Below are 16,884 nucleotides of genomic sequence, written 5' to 3'. Positions count from 1 at the left end.
AAATTTCAGGATGGCAAAAGTAGCTCTTTTTTTAGAAACTTTGCCGTATAACTTTTTTTGTCTTTAATCAATTTTTCAGGCGTTCCCTCTGCAACAAGTTGACCGCCATTTTTACCGCCTTCGTAACCAATATCAAAGATGTAATCAGCGAGTTTAATGACATCCATGTTGTGCTCAATAATTAGAACAGTATTACCTTTAGTTACAAGTTTTTCAAGGACATTCATCAAGATTTTAATATCTTCAAAATGCAAACCTGTTGTGGGTTCATCAAGAATATAAAATGTTTGTCCACTACTTTTTTTGGATAGTTCAGTTGCTAACTTAATTCTTTGTGCCTCACCGCCAGATAATGTGGTGCTTTGTTGTCCCAGCGTGATATAACCTAAACCAACATCTTTAATTGTTTTTAGTTTTCGATAAATTTTAGGAATAGGTTCAAAAAAATCAGTGGCTTCATCGATAGTCATTTCAAGAACATTACCGATAGATTTGCCTTTGTATCTAATCTCTAAAGTTTCTCTATTGAATCTTTTTCCCATACAAGATTCACATTCGACGTGAACATCTGGCAAGAAATTCATTTCAATAACTTTAACGCCAGCACCACCACAAACTTCGCAACGACCACCTTTGACATTAAAACTGAAACGTCCTGGTTTATAACCGCGAATTAACGACTCAGGTGTTTTTGCAAATAAAGATCTGATTTCGTCAAAAACGCCTGTGTAAGTTGCCGGGTTTGATCTTGGCGTTCTCCCAATTGGCGATTGGTTGATGTCAATCACTTTATCAATATGTTCTAAACCTTTAATGCTATCATAAGCTAAAGGTTCTTTAACGCCGTTGTAAATATGATTATTAAGAATCGGGTAAAGCGTCTCATTGATTAAAGTCGACTTTCCACTTCCTGAAACGCCAGTCACAGCGATCATTGTTCCCAAAGGAATTTTAATAGAAACATTTTTAAGATTATTTCCTTTTGCACCTTTAAGCTTCAAGAAATTACCATTTCCTTTTCTACGGCGTTCCGGAATTTCAATTTGCCGCTCACCAGAAAGATAATCGGCGGTCAGCGTTCTTTGTTTTAATGTTTCTTTTGGCGTGCCTTCACTGATGATTTGCCCACCATTTTTTCCTGCTTTTGGACCAATATCAATCACGTGATCAGCTCTTTCAATCATATCTTTATCATGCTCAACGACAATTATTGAGTTTCCAACATCACGTAAAGTGATCAGTGAATTAATCAATTTTTCATTATCGCGCTGATGCAAACCAATGCTTGGCTCATCAAGAATATAAAGCACGCCAACAAGTTGAGAACCAACTTGAGTTGCCAGCCTAATACGTTGTGCTTCACCACCAGATAAACTTTTAGAAGCTCTGTTAATATTCAAATAATTAAGCCCAACATCTAATAAAAATTGAAGTCGAGTTGAAATCTCTTTAATAATCTCTCCTCCAATTTTTAGTTGCTTTTGATTTAGCTCTTTTTTAGATTTTTTAAAAAACTCACTTAATTCATCAATATCCATATTGATGAGATCCTGAATTGTTTTGTCGTTAAAACGATAATATAAAGCTTCTTTTTGAAGTCGAGATCCATTGCACTTATCGCAAAGCTTATCGTTCATGTATTTTTTGGCCCAACGTTTTAAGCTGGCAGAAGATTCTTTCAGCGCATAAGTTTTTTCTATAAAATGTGCAATTCCTTCAAAATCATAAGATTTTTCAGCTGTGACTTTTGCAGCCTCACCATATTTTTTGAAACTGGCTTTCCCACCGTATAAAATTGTGTCAATCGCTTCTTTAGGAATATCTTTAACAGGCGTATCTATACTGAATTCATAATGTTCAGCGATAAGAGCGATTTGCTTGAATATCCAATTTGTTTTTTTGTATTTGCCTTGTGGTTCTAAAGCACCTTGTCGAATTGATAATTCTTTGTTAGGAATTATTTTATCTGGATTAGCAATATAAACTTGACCTAAACCATTACACTTTGGACAAGCGCCTTTTGGTGTGTTAAAAGAAAAATTATTTGGCTCAGGTAGCGGATATGAAATTCCAGTTGTTGGACACATTAAGTTTTTACTGAAGAATTTTGGCGTTTTGCTTTTGTGTTCTAAAATCATCAAAACGTCATCACCACGTTGCATCGCTGTCGAAATACTTTCAGATAAGCGTTTTTGATCTTTTTCATCTTTAGAAACTTTCAATCTATCAACAACAATTTCAATATCATGCGTTTTGTAACGCTCGATTTTCATACCTTTTTCAATGTCTCTGATTTCGCCATCAACACGTACTTTTAAAAAACCTTGTTTAGCAATTTGTTCAAAAAGTTCTCTGTAGTGTCCTTTTCTAGATTTGACAATTGGCGCTAAAATGTTGATGCGTTTTCCATCAAAATCTTGACTTATTTTATCAAGGATTTCTTCCTCGGTAAAACTGATCATTTTTTCATTGGTTTTGTAACTGTAGGCAACACCAATTCTTGCATATAACAAACGGATGAAATCATAGATTTCGGTAATCGTTCCAACTGTACTTCTCGGACTTTTTGAAGTTGTTTTTTGTTCGATAGAAATAACAGGAGAAAGGCCATCAATTTTATCAACATCTGGGCGTTCAAGACCACCAAGAAATTGTCTTGCATAAGCTGAAAAAGTTTCAATATATCGGCGCTGACCTTCTGCATATATTGTATCAAACGCAAGTGAAGACTTTCCTGAGCCAGATAAGCCAGTGATGACAACTAACTTATCACGAGGTATTTTGACATCGATATTTTTTAAGTTATGAGCTCTCGCACCATAAACTTCAATATATTCTTCAGGATTTTTTTTCATAGCTGGCAAATTTACTCAAATTAAGCCTGATTTTGAATAATCAATTGATAAGAGATTATTAATATTATTACTTTGTTTTTTAACAATGTACTCAACATATTTGGGTAATAATTAAGTTTTGGAAAGGACAATTCAAAGTAAATTTGTAATTGTAATTATCTTTAATTACAATTTAGTTTTTATCTCATTGAGATATTTTGGTTAGGGAGGAAGTCCGTCATTTATGGCGGACTTCTGTTTTTATATTATTTTAGAGATAAACTAAGATAAAAACTTTTCTCTTTGAGCTGGAGAAGGCAACGGACATTCTTCCTTTTTTCCAAAAATACGATATCTATTTTTTGCAATTAAATCGTAAACAAAATCTCTGAAAGCTTGAGGTAAGATTGAAAAATAACTAAATATAGGGTAAATACTGGATAAAGATTTTGATATTTCTAAGGCCGCATCAGATTTGATGAAGTAAGCGTCATCTGGAATAATCAAGACGATTGAATCAATTTTACTTCGATCAATATGTCGATCAGAAAGTAACTTTTCACCAATTTCACTGTCTAGAGAAGCAAAAACAAACTTGTCTTTAGGATCTCTTTTAATGATAAATTGAACAGCGTTGTGGCATAAATTACAAACGCCATCAAATAAAACGATTTGTTTATTTTTTGGTATTTCCATGATTGTTACGTTTAACGAGCTCTAATTCTTCAGGAGAAACTGAGGTTGTAAAAGCACCATAATTAACTATGGCCTTATTTTTTTCAAATTTGTCAAGTGTACCAACAGCTCTTCCGTTGATGAGTCTGACGCTGTCACCGACGTAAATTTCAGCTTTTGGCTTTTCTTGATTGTTTTCTTTTTTTGCTTTTTCTTTCTCTTTCTTCTTTTTAGTACGAATATTTTCGACCTTTTTTTCAACCTCTTTTTGGATTTTTCTTTCAGCTTGTTTTTTACGTTTTTCTTCTTGTTGAGAAAGTTTAATTCTTTTTGAGTTTTCTTTTTCAACTAGTTTTAAAAGATTTCCAATCAGTTGTTTCCTATTTTTATTATTGAAATATTGTATTGAAAGGCTATTGACTTTCTCTCCAATGTTAATCAATCTTTGATTGGCATCATAAAGTTCTTGGTAACTCTCTAATTTTTCTTGAATACGCGTATTCTTTTCATCTAATTTTCTCTGTTCTTCATCCGCTTGAGATGCCGCTTCCTGTAGCTTGTTTTTTGTTTTTGAAAGTTGTGATCGCTCCTGTTGAAGCTTTGCAATACTTTTATCAAAACGCAGTTTTCCGCGTTCTACTTTCTTTTTTGAACGATTGATTAAGCTGTATGGAATACCGTTTTTTTGTGCAACTTCAAAGGTAAATGAACTACCTGCTTCACCCAATTTTAGCTTAAAAATTGGCTCTAAACTGTTATTATCAAACATCATGTTTGCATTGACAATAGCCGGATTTTCATTTGCCATCGTTTTCAGATTGGCATAATGTGTTGTGATAATGCCGTAAGCACCTTTTTCATGAAAAACTTCTAAAAAGGTTTCAGCTAAAGCGCCACCAAGCTCAGGATCTGTTCCGGTACCAAATTCATCTATTAAAAATAAAGTTTTCGCATTGCATGCTTTGATGAATTTACGCATGTTTTTTAAACGATAACTGTAGGTACTTAAATGATTTTCAATACTTTGGTTATCTCCAATATCTGTTAAAACTTTATCGAAAACACTCATACGAGAAAACTCATGAACAGGAATTGGCATGGCTGATTGATACATGACTTGTAACAAACCAACGGTTTTAAGCGTGATACTTTTACCACCAGCATTAGGTCCTGAAATCACGATTATCTGCTGTTTTTCATTGAGACTGATATCTTGAGGATAGGTTTTTTTACTATTCTTATTATGGTTGATTAAAAGAAGTGGGTGATAAGCATCCTTTAAGTAAATCTCTTTGGTTTCCGAAAGTTTTGGAAGCAAACCTTCATAAAGTTCAGCATATTTAATTTTGGCAGCAATCACATCGATCGCGCTTAAATAGTTTTGATAATCAAGAAATAACTCAGAAAAAGGTCTGACAAATTCAGTGAGTTCTTTTAATATTTTGTTGATTTCTTCTTTCTCTTCATGAATCAAATGGCTTAAGTCTCGCTCAGCTTCATGTGTCTCTTCAGGTTGAATGTAAACAATATTACCAGATTTCGAACTCCCCAGCGTACTACCCTTAACTTTGCGTTTATGCATTGCTGGTACTGCCAAAACACGATAATTATCAACGACAGATTCTTTGATGTCGCTTAAATAACCATAAGAATTGTATTTGGCTAGAGCTTTGGCGAAGCTTGAATTTAACCGACCTTTAATTTGATTGATTTGCCTTCTGATGCTTTGAAGTTGTGGAGAAGCATCATCACGGATTTCACCAAAACGGTTAACAACCGATTTGATTTTAATCACAACAGCGTCAGTGTATTCTACTTCACTTGATTTTTGATATAATCTCGGATAAAGTGGCTGATATTTTTTGAAAAATAAAAGATGATTATTTGTTGTTTCAGATATGTTCAGAAACTTCCTAAATGAAACGAGTTCAAGTTTTGAACCTTCAATTTGAAGGAGTTTAACTTCTTCGGTAATAGCTTCAAACCCATGATTTGGAATAGGTTTTTCTTCAAACTCAGAGGATTTATATTCTTTTGTTAATTCGATTTCGTTAAGCAGTCTACTCTTTTTTTCATAGGGCTTCAATGAAAGCGCTTTCTGCAAGCCAATATCTGTGACACAAAACTCACTCAACTGTTCTTTAACTTGATCAAATTCTAAATCTTGTAAACTTTTCTGTTTAATTTTTATCATAAGTTTGAATACATTCGCAACGCACAAAAATACTGAAAATCATGGATGTTAAGATAGAGACAAGTTGGAAAAAAAACTTAAAAGATGAATTTGACAAAGAATATTTCGAAGATTTAGTCGCTTTTGTGAAAGATGAATATCAAAACCATCAGTGTTTCCCTAAAAGTTCAGATTTATTTAGAGCTTTTGATTTGACAGCTTTTGAAGATGTCAAAGTCGTTATATTAGGTCAAGATCCATATCATAATTATAACCAAGCTGATGGTTTATCTTTTTCAGTGCCTAAAACGACAGCCATGCCACCTTCATTAAAAAACATTTTTAAGGAAATAGAAACAGATTTGAATATCGCACCTCAGACACATGGTAATTTGACCCATTGGGCAAAACAAGGCGTACTTTTACTAAATGCAATTTTGTCTGTGAGGGCACACAACCCAGGAAGTCATAGAGATAAAGGATGGGAGAAATTTACAAACCAAGTTATCGAGACTTTATCAAGTGAAAGAGAAAGTTTAGTGTTTATGCTTTGGGGAGGTTTTGCCAAGAAAAAAGCAAAGATTATAGATCATAAAAAACATCTGATTTTAGAATCTGGTCATCCATCGCCATTATCAGCTAATCGTGGTTATTGGTTTGGAAATCAGCATTTTTCAAAAGCAAATGCTTATTTGGAAGAAAAAAATAAGTCAAAAATAAACTGGTAAGTTACTTATCAGCAAAAACAATGTGCTTGCTTTTGCTCTTGCTTAAACCTTTTGGCAGAATAGGTTTTTTCTTAGAATTTTTATTTTTTAAATCATCCTCTGGTGAGTTGCAGCTGAATATCAAAAGAAAGATATTCACCAAAACCAAAACGCCTAAAATGATAGCAATAGTCAGAAGCATTAATAATAGATTTACTTAGTAGATGCAAAACTAAACAAAAGGTTGCGTGATACTAAAAGAAAATATAAATTTTAAATGAGATTTTTTATTTTAATTAAATTCATTGCTTGGGGAATTAGTGTGTAATTATTTGATTTTCAATTAATTATATAAATTTTAAAAACTATAATAATGAAATTTGTTTTAATTATAAATCTTATATGTTAAATTTTTAAGATAATTTCATGGTCTCCGATATATTTTTTGAATGAACTCTAAATTTTACCACTTTAAAAAGAGAGCATAAAAAAGCCTGATAAAAGATCAGGCTTAAATTATTTAATTTATCAAGGTTATTTTACAACTGAACTAACTTATCAAGTGTAAATTCAATCAATGATTTGACTGCTGCTTTTGGGTCTTCGCTAAATTCTCCATCAGCTCTGTTGGCAACAATGGCATTCATTGACAATGCACCATGACCAAGAATTTTTGACAAGCTATAAATAGCACTTGTTTCCATTTCTAAATTCGTGATGCGTTGATCTTGATGTCTAAAACTTACTAATTGATCAATAAAATTAGCATCTTTAAGTGGTATTCTTAATCGACGGCCTTGTGGTCCGTAGAATCCTAAGTTTGTCCCTGTGTAACCCGAGATAACTTGCTCGTCATTTTCGAAAAGTGCAGCCAATTCAGGATCACAATCAACAATATAAGGTTCAGGTTTTTTTGAAGAAATATCAAGATGTTTATTAAGTGCTTCAGTTGCTTTTTCGTTAACAATTCCCGAATGCTCATAATAGTGAAGTAAGCCATCAAAACCAACGCCTGCTTTTCCCATGACAAACTTATCTACACCAACGCCAGGTTGTATGCCACCAGAAGTTCCTATTCTAACGATGTTTAATTTATGATGTTCTTTCTTTTCTGTTCTTGTTTCTAAGTCAATATTGACTAAAGCATCAAGTTCATTGATGACAATATCGATGTTGTCAATTCCAATTCCTGTAGAGATAACAGTTAATTTTTTGCCTTTGTAGTAACCTGTTTGCGTTTTAAATTCTCTTTTTTGAGTTTCAAAAATCACTTCGTCAAAAAAAGAGGTGATGCGTTCAACACGATATTGATCGCCAACAGTAATAATTGTATCTGCAATATCTTCAGGTTTTAAATCTAAATGGTAAACCGTTCCATTTGGATTGATAATTAGTTCAGAATCTTTAATCATAATTTTAATTTTTAAATTAAAGATCGAGCACATGGCTCGATCTTGTCAAGTTTTATATTTGAATTGAAGGTTAACCTCCAACACGTTTTGTTTTAAAGCCTATTTCATTCAAGAGTTCCATCACTTTATCTCGAGAATCCCCTTGAATTATAATTTGTTCTTTTTTAAAACTACCTCCAGTGCCACATTCTTTTTGAAGGAATTTAGTCAGATTTTTAAAATCTTTTTTAGCACCTTGATAGCCATCAACGATTGTATTCGCTTTGCCTTTTCTTTTTTCAAATTTACAAAGTAAAGGGTCTTCTTGAAGCCAAATGTCAAGCTCATCATCTTTGTTCGTTTCTTCTTTTTCAGAAGAATCAGGTTCGTGATCTGGAAATAAATCTTTAAGTTGGTCTTTGAGATCCATATGAAGTTTTATTCTTTAATTAAACCAATTTCAACAAGACGTTGATGTAAAAATTCACCAGCAGTAATGTCTTCATAATGTTTTGGATTGTCTTCGGAGATGCATTCTTCTAAACAATCTAAAGGCATTTCTGAACGCGGATGCATGAAAAATGGGATTGAATATCGTGGTTTATCCCAATCTTCTTTTGGCGGATTGGCAACTCTATGTATTGTTGATCTTAATTTGTTATTTGTATGTCTTTCAAGCATATCACCAACATTAATCACAAGTTCATCTTCATTTGGGATGGCATCAATCCATTCGCCATCTTTTCTTTGTACTTGTAAACCTCCAGTAGAAGCGCCCATCAGAAGAGTGATTAAATTGATATCACCATGTGCACCAGCTCGTACAGCACCTTTAGGTTCTTCTTGAATTGGTGGATAATGAATTGGCCGCAAAATTGAGTTGCCATTTTTTGCCCAATGATCAAAATAACCTTCTTCCAAGCCAATATGCAAAGCAAGAGCTCTTAGAACATGAATTCCAGTTTTTTCTAGGAGCTTGTAAGCTTCCATACCTACTTTATTGAAATTTTGAAGTTCTTTAACTTCCACATTTTCATGATACTTCTCAGTTAAATTCGCATCAGCATCTGGTTCTTGACCAAAATGCCAAAATTCTTTTAAATCTGCGATTTCACGACCTTTAGCTGTTTCTTTTCCAAAAGAAATATAGCCGCGTTGACCACCGATGTCTTCACGTTCATATTTCTTTTTAATATCGTCTGATAAAGCGAAGAAAGCTTTGATTTCAGTATATAATTGATCAACCAATTTTTCACTTAAAAAATGATTTTTCAAAGATACAAAGCCAATCTCTTCATAAGCTTGACCAATTTCATCGACAAATTTTTGTTTTCTTTTTGGATCATCAGATAAAAAATCTGCAAGATCAACACTTGGTATATTTGTGAAAGACATAAGATGTTTTTAAAGTAACTCACAAATTTAATGAAATAAAATTACTTTTTGATTCTCTTTCTTAAAGATGTCAAAAGGGTAGATTTTCAAGAAGTTTTTTAATAAACTTGTAATCTTTAATTTTTGAATAAAATCACAAATGGAATTTCAACTTGATAAAATTAATCCAACGAAAGCGATTGATTTATACCGTGGAATGTTAAAACCGCGTGTTATTGAAAATAAAATGTTAACTCTTTTGCGTCAAGGCAAAATCTCAAAATGGTTTAGCGGCATAGGCCAAGAAGCAATTGCTGCTGGCGTGATGCAAAACCTAAATAATGATGAATATGTGCTGCCAATGCACAGAAATCTTGGAGTTTTTACCTCTCGTGAAATTCCGCTTTACCGTTTGTTTGAGCAGTGGCAAGGTAAAGCCAATGGTTTTACAAAAGGTAGAGATCGTAGCTTTCATTTTGGAACGCAAGAATACCATATCGTCGGTATGATTTCTCACTTGGGACCACAACTCGGTGTTGCTGATGGGATTGCACTTGCTCACAAACTTAGAAATGAGAAAAAGCTAACTGCAGTTTTTACAGGAGAAGGCGGAACAAGTGAAGGAGATTTTCATGAGGCACTGAATGTCGCTTCTGTTTGGCAACTTCCTGTTTTATTCTGTGTCGAAAACAATGGATACGGACTTTCTACACCAACTAATGAACAATATAATTGCGAAAACATTGCTGATCGTGGTGTTGGTTATGGTATGGAATCTCATATTATCGATGGTAATAATGTCGTTGAGGTTTTTACTAAAATGAAGGAAATCACAGAAAGTGTGAGGGAAAATCCAAGACCGATATTGATAGAGTTTAAAACTTTTAGGCGTCGCGGACATGAAGAAGCAAGTGGGACGAAATATGTTCCAGAAGATTTAATGGCTTATTGGGAAAAACGCGATCCTATTGAAAATTATGAGAAAGCATTGATGGATGCTGATTTGTTGACAAAAGAAGATCAGAAGAAGTTTACTGATGAATTTAATGAAGAAATTAAAACACATCTTAAAAAAGCAAATAATGCACCGCCTATTGAATCTTCAATAGAGGAGGAGCTGGCTGATGTTTATCAAGGTTTTGAGCCTAAAAACTTACCTGCTTCAACTGAAACAAATCACATTCGTTTTGTCGATGCAATTTCAGAAGCTTTAAAAATGGCAATGCAAAAAAATGATAATCTTGTGATTATGGGTCAAGATGTCGCAGATTATGGAGGTGTTTTTAAAATAACTGAAGGCTTTGTTGATGAGTTTGGGAAAGAACGTGTCAGGAATACGCCAATTTGCGAATCAGCGATTGTATCAGCAGCAATGGGACTTTCAATCAATAAAATGAAAGCGGTTGTCGAGATGCAATTTGGAGATTTCGTGTCTTCTGGCTTTAATCCGATTGTGAATTATTTAGCTAAAATTCATTATCGTTGGAATCAAAATGCCGATGTTGTGGTCCGTATGCCTTGTGGCGCTGGCGTTGGAGCAGGACCTTTCCATAGTCAAACCAATGAGGCTTGGTTCACAAAAACACCAGGTTTAAAGGTTGTTTATCCAGCTTTTGCTGATGATGCTAAAGGTTTATTAATTTCTGCTATAGAAGATCCAAACCCAGTGATGTTTTTCGAGCATAAAGCACTTTACAGAAGTCAGCGCAGTGATGTTCCAACTAATTATTACACAACAGAACTAGGTAAAGCCAACTTGCTGAAAGAAGGTGATAAAATCAGTCTGATTACTTTTGGAGCTGGCGTACATTGGGCTTTAGAAGTTTTAGAAAATAATTCTGATCTTTCAGTAGATTTAATTGATTTACGTTCGTTAAGTCCGCTTGATACTGAGGCGATTTTATCATCAGTTAGAAAAACAGGAAAAGCTTTAATTTTACAAGAAGATACAAGTTTTGGAGGTGTTGCCTCTGATATTTCTGCTCTGATTAGCAAACATTGCTTTGAGTCTTTAGACGGACCAGTTGAGACTGTGACAAGTCTACCAACACCTGTTCCTTTTGCTGGTCAATTGGAAGATCAATTTCTAGGAAAATCAAGATTAGAAAAGGCTTTGATTGATTTAGCGAATTATTAAAAAATTCTTGATTATCTTTGAAATGTCGATATAACACAATTATGAAATTTAATCAATTAGGAATTCTTGTTTTTAGTGCGTTTGTCTTGTTCTCTTGTGGAACAAAAAAAACTGCCTCAGATAAAAAAGATGATAAAGGTCCAAAAGTAGAAGAGCCCAAAGAAGTTGCTGAATCTTCCAAAGAAAAGAAAGTTTTAGCACATTTATCTTACCGTACAATTGGTGGTTCATCAGGCGCTTTTATTGGTAGTGCAATGGATAATTACGCTTCAGAAATGCAGAAAGGTTTACCTTCAAATGCACAAATTACACGTGTTGGCGAAGGCATAGAAGTGACGATAGATCCAGCTGATAAAAGAAAATTACTAACTTTTTTAAGAGCAACAAAGAATCCTGGTTTTTACGATATTATTATTCCTAGAGGTGTTTTTAGTCAATCAGATTTAAGTTACTTTAGAAATTCTGAAGAAGAAACGATTGGTTTTGAAGAAATTAATGCAGAAGTCAAACCAGAGAAAATTCATTTTGGCGTTGTAGCGACTAAGAAACTGATGAAAGAGGCGGTCTCTAAAACAGAATAAGTTTATGCAGATAAACATCAAAGGAGAATTAGTTAGTTTAGAAGAACCACAAGTGATGGGAATTCTGAATTTGACACCTGATTCATTTTATGATGGTGGTTTTCATCAGAATGAAAAACAAATTCTTAATCAGGTTGATAAAATGTTGATTGAAGGCGCATCTTTTATAGATATTGGCGCATACAGTTCACGACCTGATGCAAAAGATGTTGATGCTGCAGAAGAACAAAAAAGATTACTTCCTTTATTAAAAAAAATTAGGAAAGAATTTCCGAAAACATTTCTCTCAATTGACACTTTTAGAAGTGATGTTGCCCAAGCTTCTCTTAAAGAAGGTGCTGATATCATCAATGATATTTCAGGTGGTCAACTCGATGAAAAAATATTTTCTGTTGTTGCTAAATTCGGTTCGCCATACATCATGATGCACATGCGCGGAACTCCGAAAACCATGCAAAAGCAAACGGAATATGATAATTTAATTGTTGATATTAGACATTATTTTTCAGAACGAATAAGTTTGGCAAAGAAGGCTGGAATTAAAGACATTATTCTTGACCCTGGTTTTGGTTTTGCAAAAACAAGAACGCAAAATTTTGAGCTTATGCGTGAATTGAAGTTATTTGATGTTTTTGAATTACCTTTTTTAGTTGGTATTTCTCGAAAATCAATGATTTACAAAACATTAGATTGTGAAGCCAGCGAAGCTTTAAATGGGACAACAGCATTGAATATGTTTTCATTACAGCAAGGTGCAAAGATTTTGAGAGTTCATGATGTTAAAGAAGCTGTTGAAACCGTTGAACTTTATAAAGAGTTATCCAAATAATTGATATGGGTTTAGATTTTCTAAAAATAAGTTTTTTTGATATTCTCGACATTATACTTGTCGCAACAATGTTGTATTATTTATACAAGCTCGTTAAAGGCACAGCTGCGATTAATATCTTTATTGGTATTGTTATCATTTATCTCTTAGGGAAACTGACGCAACTTCTTAATATGGAAATGTTGAGCAGTGTGTTAGGAGAGTTTATAGGTGTTGGTATGATTGCTCTTGTTGTCGTTTTTCAACAAGAAATTAGAAAATTTTTATTGATGCTAGGCTCAACAAACATCACAAGTAAACACTTATTTTTAAAATCTTTTAAATTTTCAACTCCTACTGAAAACTTAGGTTATGTGGATGGAATTATTGAAGCGATTAAGGATTTTTCACAAAAAAGAACTGGCGCTCTGATAGTCATTCGTCGAAACAATAAACTTGATTTTGTCAAGGATTCTGGTGATGAAATGGATATTTTGGTGAATAAACCAATTTTGAAATCTATTTTTTATAAAAACAGTACACTTCATGATGGCGCGATCATTATTGAAGAAGATAAAATCACAGCAACACGAGTTATTTTGCCAGTCAGTAATAGTCGAGAAATCCCATTGAGATTTGGTCTAAGACATAGGGCAGCGATTGGTATTACTGAAAAAACTGACGCAATAGCAATTGTTGTTAGTGAAGAAAATGGTCAAGTGTCTTATCTTAAAAATGGAGAATTTTCAATTTATGATAATTACGATGATCTTCAGAATAAAGTAAAAGCTGATTTACAATAAAGAAACTTAAAATTAAGCTTCTTGGATATCATGGTCTTGATTTTCAAATTGAGCTTCATAAAGCTTCTTGTAATAACCTCCAGAGCCTAATAAATCATCATGACTTCCCATTTCGACAATTTCACCTTGCTCCATTACAATAATTTTATCAGCATTTTTTATTGTCGCTAATCTATGCGCAATAATAATAGAAGTTCTCCCTTTTGTTAGTTTTTCAGTCGCATTTTGAATGAGTTGTTCACTGTAACTGTCAATTGATGATGTGGCTTCATCAAGAACCAAAACAGCTGGATTTGTTACATAAGCTCGTAAAAAAGATATCAATTGCCGTTGTCCAGAAGATAACATCGCTCCGCGTTCCTTAACGTTATAATCATATCCATTAGGCAAACTCATTATAAAATCATGAACACCAATATCTTTTGCTGCTTGTACAACATCATTTTCATCAATATCAGGATTACTAAGAGTGATATTTTTTAGGATGCTATCAGCAAACAAGAAAACATCTTGTAAAACAACGGCGATTTCATTTCTTAAGCTTCCTAATTTATAATCTCTGACATTGTGTGTGTCAATTATAATTTGACCAGAATCAATGTCGTAATAACGGCTTAGTAAATTAACGACCGTACTTTTACCAGCACCTGTTGCACCAACAATGGCAATTGTTTCGCCAGGATTGATATCAAAACTGATTCCTTTTAGGATTTCTTCATTTTCGATATAACTAAATCTAACATCTTTAAATTCAATCTTTCCTTTAATGTCTTTTGCAATTAATTTTCCATTATTGGGTATTCTAGAATCAGTATCTATAATTTTAAAAACACGGTTTGCTGCAACCATTCCCATTTGTAGAGAGTTAAATTTATCAGCGATTTGCCTTAAAGGTCTAAATAGCATTTGAGTTAATTCGATAAACATGATAATGATACCTAAAGACAGCGCATCAGATTCCACAACCCGTAAACCTCCAAACCAAACAATAAGCCCTATTGTAATTGAAGTTGACATCTCAGCAATCGGAAAAAATATGGCATTGTACCACACCGTTTTAATCCAAGCCTTTTTATGCTTTTCATTAATATTTTTAAAATTTTCATATTCAGTTTTTTCACGATTAAAAATCTGAACAATTTTCATCCCAGTAATTCTTTCTTGAACGAAAGTATTTAGGTTTGAAACCTGAGTTCTGACTTCTTCAAAAGCGATTTTCATCTTTTTTTGAAAAACACGAGTTGCGTAAATAATAAAAGGTAAAACCGTTAAAATTAATAAAGTCAGTTGCCAACTCTGATAAAACATGACGATAAGTACTGCGATCATTTTAAGCAAGTCACTGATAATCATAAATAAACCTTGACTGAAAATACTCGCGATGGTTTCAATATCACTGACGGCTCTTGTGACAAGGCGACCGACGGCTGAATTGTCAAAGTATTGTTTTTTGAAACCCATCATGTGTTCAAATAATTGAACTCTTAAGTCACGTATCACTTGTTGACCAAGCCAATTTGCAAAATAAATAAAACTAAACTGAAAAATAACTTCACCAATTAAAACAACTAACATCATGATGATGTAAAACTGAGTTGTGTCTAAATCTTGCGCAACAATCCCGTTATCAATTGCAATTTTTAAAAGATAAGGACGCAAAACACCAAGCGCTGAAAGCATGATCGCTGCAAAACCGACAAAATAAAATGTCTTTTTATAAGCTGAAGTATAGTTGATCAGTCTTCTAAAAAGATTTAAGTCAAAGGCGTTTCCTGTTGTTGATTTTTTCTTTTTCAATTATTCTTTTTTAGTTGTAGCCAATATCAGTTAAAAATAATGCGTGTGCAGGCACTGATTTTCCTGCATTTCTGCGATCTTGAGAAATAATGATCTTTTCAAAATCATCTAAATTAATTTTGTGTAAGCCAACTTCAATTAATGTTCCGACAATTGCCCTGACCATATTTCTTAAAAATCTGTTTGCTTTTATTTCAAAGATATAATAATCATCTTTCGCAAACCATTTTGCTTCATAGATTTCGCAATTAAAGGTATAAACGTTGGTTTTTACTTTTGAAAAAGCTTTAAAATTTGTGTGCTTTTTCAAAATATCGCAAGCCTCATTCATGATATCAAAGTCTATTTTATTTTTTATAAAATAAGCAGAATCAATCAGAAATGGATTTTTTAATTGAGTCACTTGATATTGATAAGTTCTTTCATTAGCATCAAATCTGGCATGAAAATTATCACATGTTTTTTCAATATTTTGCAAAGCAATATCGGCAGGTAAAAGCGTATTGATTTTAAAAATAAACTTGTCTTTATCATTAATCGTTTGATCTGTATCAAAATGAGCGATATATTTTTTCGCACTCACACCAGTATCTGTTCTGCCCGCACCAACAATATTTATTTTTTCCTGAAAAGCAAGTGATAAAGCTTCTTCAAAAGTTTGCTGAAGATTGACTTGGTTTGGCTGAAATTGCCAGCCATGATAATGCTTACCCCAATAAGATAATGTAATTTTGTAGCGCAAGAAAAAGATTTTTTGCAAATATAAAATTTCTCAGTGGTTGAGTCTCTTAAGACTTTGCCATATTATTTAAAATTGAATTTTACATGAAAATTTTACTTTTGAGTGACACACACTCTTATATAGACGGCACGATTCTTAAATATGCTAAGCAGGTTGATGAAATATGGCATGCTGGTGATATAGGTGTTTTGAAAGTGACAGACGAATTAAAAGATTGCGCTGCTTTAAGGGCCGTTTATGGAAACATAGATAATGACGAAGTGAGAAAGGAATTCCCTTTACATCAGCGTTTTAATATTCAAGGAATGGATATTTGGATGACGCATATTGGCGGTTATCCCAATCGTTATTCAAAACCAATTAGAGATGTGATTAAACAAAATCCACCTGATTTATTTATCTCTGGACACTCACATATTTTAAAAGTGATGAGAGATAAAAAGTTAGGCTTGATGCATATGAATCCAGGCGCTGCTGGTATTCACGGTTTTCATCAAGAACGCACCATGTTACAATTTGAAATTAATCGAGGTAAACTTGAAAATTTAAATTTAGTGAAGTTGGGGAAACGAGGACAATAAAAATTTATTCAAAATTGTTTTAGTACACGACAAAAATTGTTTAACTATTTGATTTTTAACAAAGTAAAGTGAATTTTAATCTTCTTTATATTGCATAAAATACTGGAATTCAGTATATTAAAGCATTATTCTTCAAGTAATGACTTTAAAAAAGAACTCCAGTACAGGTATTAAAGATACTCAATTATTAGCACTATTCAAAGCTCATTTCAAAGGACATCTCAACTTGGCCAGGATCCGTCTTATCTGTTTGTTTATTGACGCTCTATGCAAAGTTAAGT

The 16,884-nt window shown here is 33.2% G+C and carries 14 protein-coding genes; 6 read left to right on the top strand and 8 right to left on the bottom strand.

Going from position 1 to position 16,884, the window contains the following annotated elements; genetic code table 11:
* Window positions 1–5 precede the first annotated feature (5 nt).
* The 3 genes from uvrA to CAP47_RS10370 form a co-directional block, all read right to left on the bottom strand.
* Window positions 6–2,855: an excinuclease ABC subunit UvrA gene (uvrA, locus tag CAP47_RS10380; RefSeq protein WP_100776567.1), complete on the bottom strand. Its 2,850-nt coding sequence runs from the start codon at window positions 2,853–2,855 to the stop codon at window positions 6–8.
* 261 nt (window positions 2,856–3,116) lie between these two features.
* Window positions 3,117–3,530, bottom strand: a complete 414-nt coding sequence (locus tag CAP47_RS10375) for a thiol-disulfide oxidoreductase DCC family protein (RefSeq protein ID WP_100776566.1) — start codon at window positions 3,528–3,530, stop codon at window positions 3,117–3,119.
* Window positions 3,511–5,703 carry an endonuclease MutS2 gene (locus tag CAP47_RS10370; RefSeq protein ID WP_100776565.1) on the bottom strand — a complete coding sequence of 731 codons (2,193 nt, stop codon included), beginning with the start codon at window positions 5,701–5,703 and terminating at the stop codon, window positions 3,511–3,513. Before CAP47_RS10370 ends, CAP47_RS10375 begins: the two co-directional genes overlap by 20 nt.
* A gap of 41 nt (window positions 5,704–5,744) precedes the next feature.
* Here CAP47_RS10370 and CAP47_RS10365 point away from each other — a divergent pair, with 41 nt between their 5' ends.
* Window positions 5,745–6,410 carry a uracil-DNA glycosylase gene (locus tag CAP47_RS10365; protein WP_100776564.1) on the top strand — a complete coding sequence of 222 codons (666 nt, stop codon included), beginning with the start codon at window positions 5,745–5,747 and terminating at the stop codon, window positions 6,408–6,410.
* A gap of 518 nt (window positions 6,411–6,928) precedes the next feature.
* Here the strand turns inward: CAP47_RS10365 and CAP47_RS10355 are convergent.
* The 3 genes from CAP47_RS10355 to CAP47_RS10345 form a co-directional block, all read right to left on the bottom strand.
* Complete coding sequence (locus tag CAP47_RS10355) at window positions 6,929–7,801, bottom strand: nucleoside phosphorylase (protein WP_100776562.1); 873 nt, start codon at window positions 7,799–7,801, stop codon at window positions 6,929–6,931.
* A 70-nt stretch (window positions 7,802–7,871) separates the two neighbouring features.
* Complete coding sequence (locus CAP47_RS10350) at window positions 7,872–8,210, bottom strand: translation initiation factor (RefSeq protein ID WP_093239166.1); 339 nt, start codon at window positions 8,208–8,210, stop codon at window positions 7,872–7,874.
* A gap of 8 nt (window positions 8,211–8,218) precedes the next feature.
* Window positions 8,219–9,175, bottom strand: a complete 957-nt coding sequence (locus tag CAP47_RS10345; RefSeq protein ID WP_100776561.1) for an isopenicillin N synthase family dioxygenase — start codon at window positions 9,173–9,175, stop codon at window positions 8,219–8,221.
* Window positions 9,176–9,314: 139 nt separating this feature from the next.
* On the opposite strand from CAP47_RS10345, the gene CAP47_RS10340 reads away from it, so the two are divergent.
* Genes CAP47_RS10340 through cdaA form a run of 4 tightly spaced genes read left to right on the top strand, consistent with a single transcriptional unit; the run spans window position 9,315 to window position 13,483 of the window.
* A complete protein-coding gene (locus CAP47_RS10340) occupies window positions 9,315–11,291 on the top strand; it encodes a thiamine pyrophosphate-dependent enzyme (RefSeq protein WP_100776560.1) in 1,977 nt (658 codons plus the stop codon).
* 41 nt (window positions 11,292–11,332) lie between these two features.
* Window positions 11,333–11,872: a hypothetical protein gene (locus tag CAP47_RS10335; RefSeq protein WP_100776559.1), complete on the top strand. Its 540-nt coding sequence runs from the start codon at window positions 11,333–11,335 to the stop codon at window positions 11,870–11,872.
* 4 nt (window positions 11,873–11,876) lie between these two features.
* Window positions 11,877–12,701: a dihydropteroate synthase gene (folP, locus tag CAP47_RS10330; RefSeq protein ID WP_100776558.1), complete on the top strand. Its 825-nt coding sequence runs from the start codon at window positions 11,877–11,879 to the stop codon at window positions 12,699–12,701.
* A gap of 5 nt (window positions 12,702–12,706) precedes the next feature.
* A complete protein-coding gene (gene cdaA / locus CAP47_RS10325; RefSeq protein ID WP_100776557.1) occupies window positions 12,707–13,483 on the top strand; it encodes a diadenylate cyclase CdaA in 777 nt (258 codons plus the stop codon).
* Window positions 13,484–13,495: 12 nt separating this feature from the next.
* On the opposite strand, the gene CAP47_RS10320 is transcribed toward cdaA, so the two are convergent.
* Window positions 13,496–15,280, bottom strand: coding sequence for an ABC transporter ATP-binding protein (locus tag CAP47_RS10320; RefSeq protein WP_100776556.1), 1,785 nt, complete (start codon window positions 15,278–15,280; stop codon window positions 13,496–13,498).
* 10 nt (window positions 15,281–15,290) lie between these two features.
* Window positions 15,291–16,022, bottom strand: coding sequence for a tRNA pseudouridine(38-40) synthase TruA (gene truA, locus CAP47_RS10315; RefSeq protein WP_100776555.1), 732 nt, complete (start codon window positions 16,020–16,022; stop codon window positions 15,291–15,293).
* A gap of 83 nt (window positions 16,023–16,105) precedes the next feature.
* On the opposite strand from truA, the gene CAP47_RS10310 reads away from it, so the two are divergent.
* Window positions 16,106–16,603 carry a metallophosphoesterase family protein gene (locus CAP47_RS10310; protein WP_100776554.1) on the top strand — a complete coding sequence of 166 codons (498 nt, stop codon included), beginning with the start codon at window positions 16,106–16,108 and terminating at the stop codon, window positions 16,601–16,603.
* Window positions 16,604–16,884: the final 281 nt, after the last annotated feature.

Origin of the sequence: Psychroflexus sp. S27 (genome assembly GCF_002810405.1) — a bacterium.
GTDB classification, from domain to species: Bacteria; Bacteroidota; Bacteroidia; order Flavobacteriales; family Flavobacteriaceae; genus Psychroflexus; species Psychroflexus halocasei_A.
This window is presented reverse-complemented; position numbering and strand designations above follow the sequence as displayed.